Source organism: Leptolyngbya sp. NK1-12 (genome assembly GCF_032598965.1).
Taxonomy (GTDB): domain Bacteria; phylum Cyanobacteriota; class Cyanobacteriia; order Elainellales; family Elainellaceae; genus Elainella.
Genome location: NZ_CP053586.1, coordinates 1,184,972 through 1,196,916, shown reverse-complemented (window position 1 = coordinate 1,196,916; position 11,945 = coordinate 1,184,972). Strand labels below are relative to the sequence as shown.

Here is an 11,945-nt window from a genome sequence, read left to right as displayed (position 1 = left end):
CCTTCCCACCCCACTTCCCCTCAGGAGCTTACTCAATGGCACGGATACACTGCTGGCGTCAGGGTCAACCGCAGAAATGGTTGCGCTATAGCGTCATGGCGATTTTGATGTCGCTGCTGATTGTGATTGGCTTTGGTCGTGCCCCTGCCTTGGCCGTTACCCCCCGTCACTATACCGAGATGCAATTCCCACCCGCGCCAGAGGTGAAGATTCCGCCCTATACCCGGTTTGAGTTGAGTAATGGCCTCAAGGTGTATTTAGTTGAAGATCACGAGTTGCCTTTGGTGAGTGGTGTGGCAACCGTTTACACCGGAGATCGGCTGGAGCCGGCTGATAAGATCGGTTTGGCTAGCATTGTCGGACAGGTGATGCGGATTGGTGGCACGACTCAGCATCCGGCAGAGGTGATGAATCAGTTTCTAGAACAGCGGGCAGCCTCGATCGAAATTGGAATTAACACTACGGCGGGCAGCGGAGGTTTCAGTGCGTTGACCGAAGATGCCGAAGAGGTGATGGGCCTGTTTGCCGAAGTGCTGCGTCAACCTGCCTTTCCCAACGAGTGGCTCGAGTTTTCTAAAAACCAGTGGCGCGGTTCGATTGCTCGCCGCAACGACAGCCCTGATGGAATTGCCAGTCGGGAATTTCAAAAGCTGATTTACGGAGCCGATAGCCCCTATGCCCGCACTGTGGAATACAAGACGCTAGACAACATTTCGCGTGCCGATGTAGTGAACTTCTATCAGCGGTACTTTTACCCCAACAACATGCAGTTGGGAATCTTGGGCGACTTTGACACCGAAGCCATGCGGTCCTTAATCGAAAACCTATTCGGCGACTGGCAGCCAACGACAAACCCAGTCGGACGAGAATTATGGAAATCACTGCCTCCAGTCCGACAGGCAAAAATGGGCGGGGTTTTCCTAGTCGATCAGCCGCAGTTGAGCCAGAGTACCGTCCAGCTAGGGCACTTGGGCGGCAAGCTAGATCATCCAGACAACGCAGCCCTCTCGATTATGAACGAGGTGCTGAACGGCTTGGGCGGACGGCTAGTGAACGAAGTGCGGTCGCGGCAAGGCTTGGCCTACTCGGTCTACGCCCTCTGGGCACCCCAGTTTGACTATCCAGGCGTGTTTGTGGCAGGTGGGCAAACTCGCTCGGATGCGACGGTGCCGCTGATTCAGGCTACTCTGACCGAACTCGAAAAAATTCGCACTGCCCCGATTACAGAAGCCGAGTTAGCTCGCGCCAAAGATTCGGTGCTGAATGCCTTTATCTTCAACTTTGCAACGCCGTTCCAAACCTTGTCGCGAGTGATGCGCTACGACTACTACGGCTATCCCCAGGACTTTATCTTCCAATATCAAAAACGCTTGGAAGCTACCACCGTTGCTGATGTCCAGCGAGTCGCCCAAACCTATTTACAGCCTGAGAAGCTGGTGACGCTGGTGGTGGGAAATGCATCGGCAATTAAACCGCCCCTCAGCGATTTGACTCCCGATGCCAAAGTCACAAAAATTGATGTCTCGATTCCAAATGCTAAAAGCTGAGGGCAACTGAGGTCAGTTGGACTGATTCAAAAATTTTCCAACTAAAAGTCCTCTAATAAGGGCGCGAGGCGAGACAACAGTGGATCGGGAGCGTCAGACGCAGGGGTGGGTGGCTCTTCCAGCGTTGTGCACTTTTGCTCTAACCAACTGACTCGTTCCGTCAACTGCTCAACCTGCTGCTGTAATTCGGTATAGTTTTGCGCTGGGGCATGTGCAGCTTGGGCTTCTTTAGAGCGCTGTTCTAGCTGCATGAGCTGAAGTTGCAGCGTCATCACCTGTTGCTCTAGCGCCGTCAGCAGGGGCAGGGCGACAGTTGTTTCGGTTGGTATCAGCATCAGTCGCAGTGCTTGCTTGCACAGATCACTGAAGCTTTTGTAGGTCTGATCTGCGAGCGCTTGTTCAACCGCCTGCAACAAATCTTGGTCTGCCTCAGTGGAGGCAAACTTGACTACATAGCTTGATTTCGGTTTGCTAGACGTCATTGGGGCTAGAATCAAACGCTGGATAACGCTGGATACGGGTGGTGCGATGATTTGCCAGATTTGTCAGATTTGCCGTCTTGCCTAGATAGCAGCAGGACCCATCTGGATTGACAAACGCTGAGTTGGTTTTTATTTCATGCTTATTGTTTCATGTTTATTTCTCATTCCCAGTGCCCAATTTTGCGGTTAGAGAGATGAAGCCCTTAGTTTTGGCTAAGGTGAGTGCTGAGGCCGCCGAGCTAGCTCAGAGACAGTCTGGATCAATTTCTTCAAATCCAGGGGTTTGGGAATGTGGCGCTGGAAACCGCAGGCTAGAGCGCGTTGCTGATCTTCTGCCCTCGCATAAGCCGTCAGCGCAATGGCTGGTGTTTCTCTACCTCGATTCGGCGGCAGGGAACGCACCTGTTGCAGCAGAGCATAACCATCCATGACGGGCATACCAATATCGCTAATCAGCACATCGGGCCGGAATGATTCCAAACTAGCTAATGCTTCAGATGCCGAAGCAATCGTCAAAACCTCTGCCCCAAATTGGTTCAGTAATGCGGCGAGCAATTCCCGCACATCTAGGTCATCATCAACTACCAGAACTCGCACCCCAGTCAGATCCAGTTCTTGGGTCGGTGAGTCTTCCGGCTGATTCTGCTGTAGTTCTGGATCGAGCAACGGCAATCGCACGGTAAACACCGCTCCCTGTCCCTCTCCCTTGCTGTCGGCAGAGATGGTTCCTCCATGCGCTTCTACCAAATGCCGAACTATGGCCAATCCCAACCCCAAGCCGCCATATTTGCGCGTAGTCGATGCATCCTCCTGCCGGAACGATTCAAAAATATGAGGCAGAAAATCGGGACTAATTCCCTTGCCCGTGTCGGTAACGGTGATTTGAGCGTGGAAGGTAGGAGGTGGGGAAGATGAGGAGGGTGGGGAAGATGAGGAAGATAATACTCCTTCATCTCCTCCATCCTGCACCCGCTCTAAGCGAACCTCAACCCTTCCTCCCTCGGGAGTGAACTTAATTGCATTAGAGAGCAGGTTCCAGACAATTTGCTGGAGGCGAGCCGCATCGCCCCACACCTGCCCAACCGGGTCAAGGACTGCATGCAAAAGGATTGATTTATCAGCTGCCGCGATTCTGACGGTATCAATTGCCGACTTGATCATGAGCACCAGGTTGACGGGACCGGCATTGACACTGAGTTTGCCGTGCAAAATTTTGGCGACATCCAGCAGGTCATTGATGAGTTGGGCTTGGATTTTGGCGTATCGCTCGATCATGGCAAGGCCGTTCGCCGTTTTGGTGGCGTCGCATCGGCCTGTTTGCAGCAGTTGCGCCCAGCCCATAATTGGGGTGAGTGGTGCTCGTAGCTCGTGGGAAAGAATGGCGAGGAACTCATCCTTGACCCGATTGGCCCGTTCGGCTTCGGCTCTGGCGGCCTGCTCCTGCTCCAGGAGGCGATCGCGTTCAAGTTCAGCCTGCTGGCGTTCGGCTTCGACGCGTTTGCGTTCGGTAATGTCTTGGACGTTGCCCAGCATCCGAACGGCATGACCGCTGACATCGTAGAAAATTTGCCCTCTAGAGGCAATCCAGCGAACCCCAGAGCTGTGATCTGCTGCACCAACGGGAGAGAGGATGCGGTAATCGGCCTCGTAGTAGTCCTGCTGGTGCTGAATGGCGTGGCTGATGGCAGCACTGGCGGCGGGGCGGTCATCTGGATGCAAGCAGTTTAACCATTGTTCGTAGCTCAGCTCTTGCCGAGTTTGGTCCAACCCAAACAGAGCGCAGTATTCTTCGGACACATAGATACTGTTGTGGATAATGTTCCAGTCCCACAGCCCGGAGCGGGTGGCTTTGTAGGCTAGCTTCAAGCGGGCTTCGCTTTCCCGTAGTTCAGCTTCAACTCGCCTGCGTTCTGTCAGTTCGGTTTGGGCCTGTTGGTAAAGTTCTGCCTGCTGCAGCGCAATTCCCAACTGAGTCGCCAGCTCTTTGAGCAGGTCAATCTCCAGCGGTTGCCATTGGCGGGGTGCAGAGCATTGGTTGGCAACGAGGAGACCCCAGAGGGCATCTGCGTGCAGAATCGGTACGACCAGATTGGCCCGAATGTGAAATTGTGCCAGCAAATTGACGTGGCACTCGGTCAAACCCGCCGTGTAGATGTCTGCAACAGCCTGGATGCGCCCCTGCCGATAGTCTTCTCCCCGCGTTTCTACGAAGTACTGGTCTTCCACCTGGGCATCCATAACGGGTACGCAGTTATCACCCACAGATTCCAGCACCACGATGCCGCTAAAGTCGGGCTGGAATCGATAGACAAAGACCCGATCAGCCTGGAGAAACTGCCGCACCTCGGTTACAGTAGTTTGCAGAATTTCTTCTAAGTCCAACGTTTGATGGATCTTCTGCGTAATTTGCGAAACGACCCGCTCCCGTTCGATGCGTTGATGCAGTTGGGTGCGGAGATGCACAGTCTCAATCGCCCCATTCACCGCTAAGTGCAGTTCTTCTGGTGTGATTTGTTCCTTGACCAGGTAATCCTGAGCACCGGCTTTCATAGCCTGGACTGCAATTGCCTCATTGCCCTGTCCGGTGATCATGATCACGGGTAAATAGGGCTGCTGAGGAGGAGGTTGTAGTTTGGCGAGAAACTCCAAGCCATCCAGGTCGGGCAGCCGATAATCGAGCAAGACGGCATCGGGATGGTGCTGCTGCCACAGTTCCAGCCCGCGTCGTCCCAGACCTGCTTCTAGAACCGTGTAGGAATGATCCCGATCGCGTAGCAGGTAGCGGCGGTAGAGTTCCCGGTCTTCAGGCGAATCATCGATAATTAACAGGACACGGGACGTTTGAGGCATGATCAATCCTCCAGCCGGTCGGGCAGCGTCGTTATTTCAAACCAGTAATCCACGAGCATCTGAATATCGCGTTTGAGCTGAGTGAAATCGATTGGTTTGACGATATAGCTATTGACCCCGTAGCGATAGCAGTCTTCGATATCCTTGGGGTTGTCGGAGGTCGTAAATACCACCACTGGGATGGTTTTCAACCCCTCATCCTGTTTAATCCGGCGCAACACTTCGCGTCCGTCGGTTCTGGGCAGATTCAAGTCAAGCACAATCAGGCCGGGGCGGGGGGCACTTTCGCGATCCACATACTTGCCAGTGCGATAGAGAAATGCCAGGGCCTGTTCGCCATTAGTGCATCGCTGGATTGGAACTGCTAGCGGCGAGCGTCGCAGAAACCGCTGAAGCGCTTCAAAGTCTTCGTTGCTGTCTTCCACAATCAACATTGGGGGTAATTGTCGAACTGGGGACGTTGAAGTGCGAATCATGTATCAGCCTCCGCTGCCAGGGTGAAATAAAACGTACTGCCTTGATTAGGGGTCGAATCGACCCAAATTCTGCCGCCATGCCGTTCCACAATTTTGCGAGCAATCGTTAAGCCTGCGCCCGTGCCGCCGCCGAATTCATCCCGTTCATGCAAACGACGAAAGATCTGAAAGATTTGGTCGAGGTGCTCTGGGGCGATGCCGATGCCGTTGTCGCGGATGTAGAAGATGTAGGAGGATAAGAGAGATGGGGAAGATGGCGGCTCGTGAGCCTCGCCGAACGAGGAAGATGGGGAAGAAAAACCTGGAGCGCTTGGGTGGGCCTCAAGGCAGCCGATCTCGACCCATTTTTCGGATTTGTCGTTGTATTTGATGGCGTTGCTGATCAGGTTAGTGAAGAGTTCGTTGACTTGGGCGCGGTCGCATTGGATAGAAGGCAGGGGGCGAGGGATGCGGATCTCGACTTCGGTTTGGGGGCGGGCAATCATGAGAGTAGCGATCACCTGATGCACCAGTTCGTCCAGATTCACCGTTTGTCGAATTAGTTCGGCGCGTCCTAGGCGAGAGAAGTGCAGCAGGGAGTTGATCAGGTTTTCCATCCGCTGGGTCAGTTTGACCAGGGTTTGCAGTTTGGCAACGCCATCCTCGGTCAGGGCTTCGCCATAGTCTTCCATCAAGAAGTGGGCGTAGTTGTGGATGCCGCGTAGTGGTTCCTTCAGGTCGTGGGAGGCAATATAGGCGAAAGAATCGAGTTCTTCATTGCTCCGCTGGAGTTCAAAATTCATCGAGGCTAGTTCATCAGCCTGCCGCAGCACAATCCCAACAATCAGGCTACGCAGTTCGGCTACGGCTTCAATCTCGGCAGCTTCCCAGGGCAAGGAACAGCCCCGCACGGTTTCCTGCCACAAATCAAAGGATTGGCGCGGAGACAGGTGCCGGCTGCCATTTGTCCCAACTGTTACTGACTCATTCGGGTTGCCGCCCCAGTTTACGGTTTGAATCACCTCCGGACGAAACCAGAGAATGTAATTGTGGTGCACCCGCGAAATTTCTAAAGCTAAGACGCCGCTGGCAACAGCTTGAAACGCTTGGGCAGCTGGGTAGTCTCTAGAAAGCGAGCGGCTTGCAAATAAATTCTGCTGTAGGTGCGGTTTGATCCAATCGAGCAGGGCTTGAATTTCCTCCTCGGATGGAGTTTGACCGACTCGAACATAGCGTTTACCGCTACAGATCACCGCTCCGGTAGCATTGACCAGCTCAAGCAATTGGGTTTGCAGTTGCATCATGCCATCCAGCAAATGCTCAGCCTGAGATAACGCTCCCACAAATTGGGTCTGCAATGATTTCAAGCGGTGTTTATAGTCAAGGTCTTCTGTGACAGCTTTATTAGCTAGCTCGACAGACATCACCTGCCCGATAAACTCGCAAGCTGTGCGGATGCGGTAAGGAACATATTTGGCTGAGGTGTGGTGACAGGCGATCAACCCCCAGAGTTTTTGGTCTTGAATCAGGGAGATCGACATCGAGGCCGTCACGCCCATATTGTGCAGATACTCTAGATGGCAAGGCGAAACGCTGCGCAATACCGAGAGGCTCAGATCCAGCGGTTGGTGAGTGACAGGATTGTGAGCCGGAATTAGGGGTACGGGTTGGTAACTCGCATCTGGTACCAGCCGTAACCAGTTGCGGGTATAGAGGTGGCGGGCGGCTGGGGGAATGTCTGAGGCTGGATAGTGCAAGCCTAGATAGGGCGTTTCCTGATCGGTATCTTCGGCGATGACGCTGCCAGACTCTTCCTGGTCAAAGCGATAGACCATCACCCGGTTAAAGCCTGTGATGCGGCGGATTTCTTTTGCCACAAGCTGACACATTTCAACCAGCGTGGCTGCTTGCTGAATGTGGGTGATAGTGCCTTTAACCTGATGATAAAAATCGAAGAAGTTGACTTTGCTGCGGTCCCGTTTTGGCTCCAGTTCCAAAATAATGGCTGAGTCGGAACGATGCACAATTCCATCAAAGTAAACCGAGCGATTCTGGCACTTGATGGCTAGATCGAGAGGATTGATACTGGCAAAATTTCCTACCAAACACTGTTGAATCAGTTGAATCTGTTTGGCGCTCAGCAAGTTGGACAGGGGCTGGCCTAGTAATTCTTCTGGTTGACGGCCAATAATTTCTTGGGTGTTACGGCTGACCTGAATTATCTCCAGGTTTGGTTGCAACACCAGTAAAACGCCATGAGGCTGGATCTGACCTGGAGCATGGATCGCTGCCTGGTCATAATGGGTTAAATGGGTCGAATTAGCGGTTGCATCAGTCATGCCCTGCTTCCTAAACTCTCATTTCAGCATGAGAAATCCGATAAGGCCGATAAGCTACAAGAACCTACCCGAAAATCCCGTTGGGGTTTTGAAATTCAAAAACTCTGACGAGTTTACTGACTTGCAGTCAGAGTAATCGGATAGGTAGGTCAATCCAATAAGACAAATAAGACAAATTGGACGCACCCAATGGCATACGCTATGGTCGATTATCCACCTTCAGATGTGCCTTGCTGTTCAATCTTAGGAAAGACTTAGAGATTGATGGCCTGTCCCTATGGGTTGTGAAATAGGGAGGTTGGGAGGCAGGACGTAGAGGCGTTGCAAAACGCCTGCGCAGTACAGCAGTTAAATTGGGGGAATTTTATTTCTCAGAAGCTGCCTAAAAGCTAGGTTTTTGCCATCGCCATTTTGTTACCCAGAACCACAAGCTGGGTTTCGCCGTAGATGTATTGTCCTAGCGCATTGGCTCGCCGGGATGGTTTCGCTAGATGGCCCTTAAGCTGAGCATCGCGCAACAGCGGACGAAACTCATTCCAGAAAAACTCGCCGCCGCCGCCGCTCACGACGACATCCGTGACCCGCTCCGGTAGCCAATCCATCAGTCGTGAAGATAGCTCTCGCGCAAAGCTCTTGCGGAGGCTGGGCAGAATATCGTCGAGATTGGTGGGTTTGGTCGCGCCTCTGGGGCGGAAAAAGCGTTCGCCTTCGGGTCGGTTCACCGCTTCGATTAGAGACAGCGACTGGCTGTCAGCTCCTTGGATTTGGGCGGCCACCTGCTCATAGAACTGGCTCATGGCAAACGGTTCACTCTTGGAGGCTCCTCTGGCAAACCGGAAGCGATCCACCATCAGAAAGTCGGTGGTTTGGTGCCCAATGTCTACTACAGCGACTGAGAGCTGGGGAAAATCGGGACTAGAGGCTTTCTTCTCCTGCGCTTCACACCAGATCAGGCTGCCGTAGCCTTCTGGCATCACCCAAACCCGCTCGATATCAATCGTGGTCAGCTCACCCCGATAGCTCATCACATGGGGCGAACGCAGCAGGCTGGTGATTTGCTCTTTTTCGCGGTCGAACTGCTCTTGCGAATAGTAGGGCAGGCCAAGCACAACCGACAGCTTATCTTTCAAATTAAAGTAGCCGACACAGGCCAGCACCTTGACTAATGCATCTTCGACTTTGGATTGACCTACGCCTAAATTAGCGCCAAAGTCGGCTCCGAGCTGCCCAATCGCGAAGCCGCGGCCCTGAAACTCTAACCACATGTCTAGCAGCGGGTCAGTGGGCTGAGATTCAAAGCTGCCTCGTCGCACCTGATCAACCGTGAGGTGGGCAACATTGGCGGGAATCAACACGACTTGATCTGGATTCCGGTTAATACAAGCTTTTGTAGAGGTTCTGCCTAGATCGACGCTGAGTACGGTTCCGAGAGAAGGAGACGGTTGTTTGCCTGCCATGAAGCTAAATTACCTCTATTTATAGACAAATAAACAATTGGGATACCAAGACGAACAGTATGGTAAGAGCGTGTTGGAAAACCCAAGAATTGTCAAGCCGAGCTGAATACAGCAATTTTGTGTCAAACCTGCAATCCGAGTTGGTTTGCCCTAAAAGGAGTAGAAGTTAGCGCAAAAGCGCCCATTTCTCCTGCCCATTTCTCCTGCCCATTTCTCTTGGCATTGAGATCTCTGTGAGATCTCACATTGGGTCTAAGCACATTGGGTCTAAACGAGTCTTGCCTAAATAATACATCTGTTCTAGTTAGATTGAGCCAACTGTTTGGATACTCTACAAAACTTAGAAACGATTTGAAAGGATGCAAGCTAAAGGTTGCTTTAGCTGTTGCTTGACTGAACATTCAGAATTTTTTCTGTATTTCGTCCGTCAGGGTCTGGTTTAAGAGCGGTTGGTCTCTCAGGATCGCAATGGTTAGCTAGATGACGTGGAGCACAACTAGCCAAGGACAACCCACTCGCCTTGCTGGATTAAACCTGAAAATTCAAGGCTTTGAGTCAGTTGCCTACCCAGCGCGGTTGCTCAGTCTTCGTAAATTAGGTTAAATTTAGTTAAGATTCGCTCTCAGTTAAGAAAATCGGTATAAAGCTTTGACTGCTGTTGCTGTAATTGGGCAGTGGGGCAGGGGGCTAATTACGGTTATTCAATCTGATGTCCAGAGGGTGAAGCGGCTAGCTATGATCAGGGCAATCGCAGTTCATCCTTTGGCTTTGCAGACCTAACGAATAGAGGCAGCTTAAACTATGAAACTTTCCTGGAGAATTGTTCTCCTCTGGACATTGCCGCTCTTGGTAATCGGCTTTTTTCTTTGGCAAGGTGCATTTTCTGCGTCGCCAATGAATATGGGTAGCAACACGGCTAGCACCCGCATGACCTATGGCCGCTTTTTAGACTATTTGGCGCAAGACCGGATTGTCAGCGTTGATTTCTATGAAAGCGGACGAACGGCAATTGTTGAAGCAACCGATCCTGAACTCGATGGACGGATTCAGCGCCTGCGGGTCGATCTTCCTGGCAATGCCCCAGAGTTGATCTCTAAACTGCGGGAAAACCATATCAGCTTTGATGTCCATCCGCCTCGCAATGATGGGGCCATCTGGGGCCTGTTGGGGAATCTGATTTTCCCGATTTTGTTGATTGGCGGCTTGTTCTTTTTGTTCCGCCGCTCTAGCAACGTGCCCGGTGGTCCCGGACAGGCGATGAACTTTGGCAAATCGCGAGCGCGCTTCATGATGGAAGCCAAAACTGGCGTTATGTTCGACGATGTGGCAGGCATCGAAGAAGCCAAAGAAGAACTGCAAGAAGTCGTCTCCTTCCTGAAGAAGCCCGAACGCTTCACGGCCGTGGGAGCCAAAATCCCCAAAGGTGTTCTCCTGGTGGGTCCTCCCGGTACGGGTAAAACCCTGCTGGCTAAAGCGATTGCGGGCGAAGCGGGCGTGCCCTTCTTTAGCATCTCTGGCTCCGAGTTTGTCGAGATGTTTGTGGGAGTCGGAGCCTCGCGGGTGCGGGACTTGTTCAAGAAGGCGAAGGAGAATGCGCCCTGCATCATCTTCATCGATGAGATTGACGCGGTGGGGCGGCAGCGGGGAGCCGGGATTGGCGGAGGCAATGATGAGCGGGAGCAGACGCTGAACCAGTTGCTGACCGAGATGGACGGGTTTGAGGGGAACACAGGCATCATCATCATTGCAGCGACGAACCGGCCGGATGTGTTGGATTCTGCCTTACTGCGACCGGGCCGCTTTGACCGTCAAGTTACGGTAGACGCACCCGACATCAAAGGCCGCTTGGAAGTGCTGCAAGTCCATGCCCGCAACAAAAAGCTGGCTCCCGAAGTGTCGCTAGAAGCAATCGCCCGCCGTACTCCTGGCTTTACCGGCGCAGATCTGGCAAACCTGTTGAACGAAGCGGCAATTCTGACGGCCCGTCGTCGCAAAGAAGCCATCACGATGCTGGAAATCGACGATGCGGTGGACCGAGTAGTGGCTGGCATGGAAGGTACACCTCTGGTAGACAGCAAGAGCAAGCGCTTGATTGCCTATCACGAAATCGGCCATGCGATTGTGGGAACATTGCTGCAAGCTCATGATCCGGTGCAGAAGGTGACGCTGATTCCGCGGGGACAAGCGCAAGGTCTGACCTGGTTTACTCCTAGCGAAGAGCAAGGCTTGATTTCTCGTGCTCAAATTATGGCTCGGATTTCCGGGGCGCTGGGTGGTCGCGCCGCTGAGCAGGTAATCTTCGGTGATGCCGAGGTGACAACGGGTGCAGGTGGCGATTTGCAGCAGGTCTCCAACATGGCTCGCCAGATGGTGACGCGCTTCGGTATGTCGGATCTGGGTCCACTGTCGCTGGAAAGTCAGCAGGGCGAAGTTTTCTTGGGACGGGACTGGATGACCCGCTCCGACTATTCCGAGGAAATTGCGGCCCGAATTGATGCTCAGGTACGCACAATTGTAGAGCACTGCTACGATGTTGCCTGCAAGCTCATCCGGGACAATCGGGTGGTGATTGACCGACTAGTGGATTTGCTGATCGAAAAGGAAACCATCGATGGGGAAGAATTCCGCCAGATCGTGGCCGAGTATACTCCCGTTCCAGAAAAGGAACAGTATGTGCCTAAGCTGTAGGGTGTGAAGTTAAATCTTTGATCTTTGATCTTTAATGCTTGATTGTGAGGACCGGGTGGGGATTCCTGCTCGGTCTTTTTGTTGAAAATAATCCTGGAATTTGATGGGAATTGGTTCAATGTTGGTG

7 protein-coding genes are annotated in these 11,945 nt (G+C 52.7%); 2 read left to right on the top strand and 5 right to left on the bottom strand.

The window, feature by feature from the left end:
• Positions 1–35 precede the first annotated feature (35 nt).
• Positions 36–1,547: a M16 family metallopeptidase gene (locus HJG54_RS04535; protein ID WP_316433609.1), complete on the top strand. Its 1,512-nt coding sequence runs from the start codon at positions 36–38 to the stop codon at positions 1,545–1,547.
• A gap of 41 nt (positions 1,548–1,588) precedes the next feature.
• Here the strand turns inward: HJG54_RS04535 and HJG54_RS04530 are convergent, their stop codons facing one another.
• The 5 genes from HJG54_RS04530 to HJG54_RS04510 form a co-directional block, all read right to left on the bottom strand.
• A complete protein-coding gene (locus HJG54_RS04530; RefSeq protein WP_316433608.1) occupies positions 1,589–2,029 on the bottom strand; it encodes a hypothetical protein in 441 nt (146 codons plus the stop codon).
• A gap of 213 nt (positions 2,030–2,242) precedes the next feature.
• Positions 2,243–4,879 (bottom strand): response regulator, encoded by a 2,637-nt coding sequence (locus HJG54_RS04525; RefSeq protein WP_316433607.1) that lies wholly within the window; start codon positions 4,877–4,879, stop codon positions 2,243–2,245.
• A 2-nt stretch (positions 4,880–4,881) separates the two neighbouring features.
• Positions 4,882–5,355 carry a response regulator gene (locus HJG54_RS04520; RefSeq protein WP_036002165.1) on the bottom strand — a complete coding sequence of 158 codons (474 nt, stop codon included), beginning with the start codon at positions 5,353–5,355 and terminating at the stop codon, positions 4,882–4,884.
• Positions 5,352–7,673 carry an ATP-binding protein gene (locus tag HJG54_RS04515; RefSeq protein ID WP_316433606.1) on the bottom strand — a complete coding sequence of 774 codons (2,322 nt, stop codon included), beginning with the start codon at positions 7,671–7,673 and terminating at the stop codon, positions 5,352–5,354. Before HJG54_RS04515 ends, HJG54_RS04520 begins: the two co-directional genes overlap by 4 nt.
• Positions 7,674–8,062: 389 nt before the next feature.
• Positions 8,063–9,130 (bottom strand): ParM/StbA family protein, encoded by a 1,068-nt coding sequence (locus tag HJG54_RS04510; RefSeq protein WP_316433604.1) that lies wholly within the window; start codon positions 9,128–9,130, stop codon positions 8,063–8,065.
• Positions 9,131–9,931: 801 nt separating this feature from the next.
• On the opposite strand from HJG54_RS04510, the gene ftsH2 reads away from it, so the two are divergent.
• Positions 9,932–11,818 (top strand): ATP-dependent zinc metalloprotease FtsH2, encoded by a 1,887-nt coding sequence (gene ftsH2, locus HJG54_RS04505; protein ID WP_316433603.1) that lies wholly within the window; start codon positions 9,932–9,934, stop codon positions 11,816–11,818.
• The last annotated feature ends 127 nt before the right edge of the window (positions 11,819–11,945 follow it).

Excerpts from the sequence above, each read along its gene's own strand:
- HJG54_RS04535 (WP_316433609.1), top strand. The coding sequence starts at position 36 with ATGGCACGGATACACTGCTGGCGTCAGGGTCAACCGCAGAAATGGTTG.
- HJG54_RS04530 (WP_316433608.1), bottom strand. The coding sequence starts at position 2,029 with ATGACGTCTAGCAAACCGAAATCAAGCTATGTAGTCAAGTTTGCCTCC.
- HJG54_RS04525 (WP_316433607.1), bottom strand. The coding sequence starts at position 4,879 with ATGCCTCAAACGTCCCGTGTCCTGTTAATTATCGATGATTCGCCTGAA.
- HJG54_RS04520 (WP_036002165.1), bottom strand. The coding sequence starts at position 5,355 with ATGATTCGCACTTCAACGTCCCCAGTTCGACAATTACCCCCAATGTTG.
- HJG54_RS04515 (WP_316433606.1), bottom strand. The coding sequence starts at position 7,673 with ATGACTGATGCAACCGCTAATTCGACCCATTTAACCCATTATGACCAG.
- HJG54_RS04510 (WP_316433604.1), bottom strand. The coding sequence starts at position 9,130 with ATGGCAGGCAAACAACCGTCTCCTTCTCTCGGAACCGTACTCAGCGTC.
- ftsH2 (WP_316433603.1), top strand. The coding sequence starts at position 9,932 with ATGAAACTTTCCTGGAGAATTGTTCTCCTCTGGACATTGCCGCTCTTG.